3 protein-coding genes, 1 pseudogene and 1 riboswitch are annotated in these 3,265 nt (G+C 63.5%); of the genes and pseudogenes, 1 reads left to right on the top strand and 3 read right to left on the bottom strand.

Annotated elements, in window-relative coordinates; translation table 11 throughout:
• Together EN994_RS23930 and gcvT are read right to left on the bottom strand one after the other, a co-directional pair.
• A pseudogene (locus EN994_RS23930) lies at positions 1-236 on the bottom strand (glycine cleavage system protein H); the annotation flags it as partial.
• A 5-nt stretch (positions 237-241) separates the two neighbouring features.
• Positions 242-1,342, bottom strand: a complete 1,101-nt coding sequence (gcvT, locus tag EN994_RS23935; RefSeq protein WP_063167888.1) for a glycine cleavage system aminomethyltransferase GcvT — start codon at positions 1,340-1,342, stop codon at positions 242-244.
• Positions 1,343-1,491: 149 nt separating this feature from the next.
• Positions 1,492-1,578: riboswitch (glycine riboswitch) on the bottom strand.
• Positions 1,579-1,822: 244 nt separating this feature from the next.
• On the opposite strand from gcvT, the gene EN994_RS23940 reads away from it, so the two are divergent.
• Positions 1,823-2,824 (top strand): hypothetical protein, encoded by a 1,002-nt coding sequence (locus EN994_RS23940; RefSeq protein WP_063167889.1) that lies wholly within the window; start codon positions 1,823-1,825, stop codon positions 2,822-2,824.
• 37 nt (positions 2,825-2,861) lie between these two features.
• Here EN994_RS23940 and EN994_RS23945 read toward each other — a convergent pair.
• A partial coding sequence (locus EN994_RS23945; RefSeq protein ID WP_127307849.1) for an FCD domain-containing protein occupies positions 2,862-3,265 on the bottom strand: 404 nt, incomplete at its 5' end.

A 3,265-nucleotide genomic window follows, 5' to 3' on the forward strand; every position in this document is an offset into this window, starting at 1 on the left:
GTGCCGTTGGCCTCGGTGATCTCGCCGTCGACTGGTGCATAGACATCGGACGCCGCCTTGACGGATTCGACCACGACGGCGGTGTCGCCCTTGGTCAATTTCTTTCCCGTCTCCGGCAGTTCGACGAAGACGAGGTCGCCGAGCTGCTCCTGCGCGTAATCAGTGATGCCGACCGTGGCGATGCCGCCCTCGACGCGGAGCCACTCGTGATCTGATGTGAAATAGGTCGTTGCCATTGAGATCATCCTTTTCGGTAGCGATGCGGTGTGAAGGGCAGGGAGCTGATATCGACTGGGATTTTCGTGCCGCGCACATCGGCGAAAACCCGAATTCCGGGCTTTGCCAGAGGTGTCGAGACATAGCCCATGGCGACCGGATGGCCGGCCGAGGGGCCGAAGCCGCCCGACGTGACATGGCCGGCCGGGTTGCCGTCGGCGTCGAAGAGCGCGGCACCGCCACGCACCGGCTGGCGGCCTTCCGGCTTCAAACCGACGCGCTTTTGCGCGGGTCCTCGTTCCACCGCGGCGCGGAGCGCATCGGCGCCGATGAAAGTGCCGGAAGCGCGGATGTCCTTTGGAATTGCCCACATCAAGGCGGCGCTGGCCGGGTCGGTTTCCGGTGTGATGTCCTGGCCATGCAGGCAGAGACCGGCCTCCAGGCGCAGGCTGTCGCGCGCAGCCAGGCCGATCCACAGCACGCGCTCGTCTCCGAGCAGCTTCGCGACGAGGTCGCGTGCATCGGCCTCCGGCAAGCCGATCTCGAACCCGTCCTCGCCGGTATAGCCCGACCGGCTCATGAACCAGTTCTTGCGCGGTTCGACCCCATGCATGAACAGCAGCGAGCCGGTCTCGATGCCGGCGCGGGAAAGGGCGGCCCAGGCTTCAGGACCCTGGATGGCCAGGAAGACGCGGTCGAGCGGCTCGATCCTGGCGTCGAAATCCGCGGCAAGTGCACGCAAATGCTTTTCGTCGGCTACGGCGTTGCCGGCATTGGCGACCACCATGAACCTGGCATCGCTAAGCCTGGTGACGATCAGGTCGTCGAGGATGCCGCCTGCTTCGTTGAGGAAAAAGGACAGTTTGGATTGCGAGATTTCGAGCGCGCCGGCATCCAGTGGGCAAGCACGGTTGAGCAGTGCCGCCGCTTCCGGTCCGCTGACCTCGAACAGCTTCATGTGCGAGATGTCGAACAGGCCGGCCTGCTCGCGGGTGTGAAGGTGTTCCTTCATGACGCCGGCCGGATAGGTCAGCGGCATCGACCAGCCGGCAAAGGCGCCGAAGCGCGCACCGGCGGCCATATGGATATCTTCAAGGGGAAGGTGTTTTGTGTCGTCGCCCGCCATGTCGTCTCCAGAGTCGCACGCAATCGGTCGCGAATGGCGACCAGTCCGTGCCCCTCTGTCTGAAGCCTGAGAGACTCGCGCAGCCGGAACTCTGTCAGCGGCGCTTACACCTTCGGCGCGGGGGCAAGCCCCGACTTTCCAGAGTGTCTTTCCCGTCTACGGTTCTTTTGCCTGAGAGATTTCGGGCGATTTCCCCTTCGGCGACAGCTCTCGCTGTTCTCTCCCGCAAACAGGTAGGACTCAAGACCCTGAGTCCTCGACGCGCCATCCATAGCTTGCGCGCGACGGCTTGTCACCTGTCAGCAACATCTAAAGCGCGTGCATGTCGTTCTTCAAACCGCGGCACGCTGTCAGGCGACATGCGTTGGCGACAAGTCTTCACTAACCACGCCGTTTGCCGGTTTTTCAAGACACTGCTGATATGTTGGCTTGTGTGACGCTATGGGGCCGGCGCTTGGCGACGGCGGACGGGGACGACAAATGGGCGAATTGATCATGAGCGCGCCGGTGGCCGGGCTGACCTCGAAAAGCCGCATCGCCGCGGAGGACGTGGCGATGTTGCGCCATGAAGTGTTCGGCGACGGCGTCGTGACGCGTGGCGAGGCCGAGGCGCTGTTCGCGCTCGATGCCACGGCGAAGGACAAATGCCAGGAATGGCCGCCCTTCTTCATTGAGGCGGTCACCGACTATATCGTCCACCAGGAAAAGCCATCGGGCTATATCTCGCAGGACAATGCCGACTGGCTGATCCGCACGATCTCGCGCGACGGCATGGTCGACAGCCGGACCGAACTCGAATTGCTGGTGCATGTGCTGGAACAGGCGAAATCGTCGCCGGCCCAGCTTTGTGTGTATGCGCTGGAGCAGGTGGCGCATGCCGTCATTGACGGCAAGGGGCCGCTGATGCTCGGCGGCGCGCTGGCTCCGGGCCTCGTCGCGCAGGCGGAGGTCGAGCTTTTGCGCCGGATACTCCATGCCCATGGCGGCGACGGCAACATCGCCATCACGCGCGCCGAGGCCGAGGTGCTGCTCAAGATCAACGAGCGGACTGCTCAAGGACAAAACGATCCGTCCTGGAACGAGCTGTTCGTCAAGGCGATCGCCAATTTCGTCATGTGCTCGGCCGGCTACGAAGCACCGACGCGCGACGTGGCGCTGCGCCATGACGCCTTCCTCGAACATGCCGATCCGGAAATCGGCGGCTTCTTCAGCCGCATGATCTCCGGCGGGCTTGCCGGCATCATGGAGGCCTACCGATCTCCTGGCGACATCGAAGCCGAATGGGAAGCCAAGAACAGGGCGGCCGAGGCCCTGGCCCGCCGTGCCGAGACGATCGATGCCGGCGAAGCCGGCTGGCTGATCGAACATATCGGCGTCGACAGGCCACTTTACGAGAACGAACGCGCGCTGCTGACCCTGATCAAGCACGCCTCGCCGGAAATTCACCCGGCGCTCAGGCCGCTGCTCGACAAGGTTGCCTGACCGGCCAGGGATTGCTTAATCGGATCCGGGATGCTGGTCAGATCTGATCGACGTCGACGTATATCCGGGCCAGGCCTTCCCGGACGGTCGACATGGCATCGGCGACACTGATGTCGATGTGGTCATGCATGAGCCTTGCGGCCGTGTCGGCATCGCGGGTTACCATGGCTCGGGCGATTTCGCTGTGTTCGGTGTAGGTTGTCGACAGTCGCCGGTGCTTCTCCACTTCGATCTTGCGAACGAAATGGATGCGCGTGTTGATGCCTTCGAGCATGCGCGCCAGTTCGGGATTGCCTGACAGCCTGGCGATGCGGATGTGAAACTCCTCGTCCCTGGCGGTCAGCTCGGCGCTGGAAAACGAGTCGGCGCGCGCCATGGTGAGCGTCCACCAGTCGACGAGCGCGGCGAGCTCTTCATTGGTCGCGCGCTGGATCGCCAGCC

The organism is Mesorhizobium sp. M7A.F.Ca.CA.002.09.1.1, assembly GCF_003998555.1.
GTDB classification, from domain to species: Bacteria; Pseudomonadota; Alphaproteobacteria; order Rhizobiales; family Rhizobiaceae; genus Mesorhizobium; species Mesorhizobium ciceri.